The 364-nt window shown below is 65.4% G+C and carries 1 protein-coding gene; it reads left to right on the top strand.

Translation table 11 applies throughout. The annotated features are described in order from the left end of the window. Nucleotides 1-364 (top strand): transposase (locus RISW2_RS25780; protein WP_156944007.1); only part of this gene is annotated, 364 nt, incomplete at both ends.

The raw sequence follows: 364 nt of genomic DNA, 5'->3' as shown, positions 1-364 counted from the left end.
ATCGCCTGGCCGCAGCGGTCAGCGACGACAAGGCAGTCCTGCCGGAACCCGTTCGTGAACTCGGCACCCTCTACCTTGAACAGATCGAGGCTTTGAGCGCCCGTGTGGCTGGCCGCGATCGGCAGATGCGAAAGACCGCTGCCGAAGCTGACAGCACCCGCAGGCTGCAGACCATGCCAGGGGTCGGGCCGATCAGGGCGATGGCGATCGAGACCTTTGCGCCGCCCATGACCGTCTTCCGTCGATCCCGCGTCTTTTTCGCCTGGCTCGGTCTCGTGCCGCGGCAGCACTCTACAGGCGGCAAGCAGCGGCTCGGAGCAACATCGAAGATGGGCCAGCGCGACATCCGTCGACTGCTCATCAC

This window comes from Roseivivax isoporae LMG 25204, from assembly GCF_000521865.1.
In the GTDB taxonomy this organism is placed as follows: Bacteria; Pseudomonadota; Alphaproteobacteria; order Rhodobacterales; family Rhodobacteraceae; genus Roseivivax; species Roseivivax isoporae.
The sequence above is the reverse complement of the archived record's forward strand: the minus strand, read 5'-3'. Positions and strand labels throughout refer to the sequence as shown.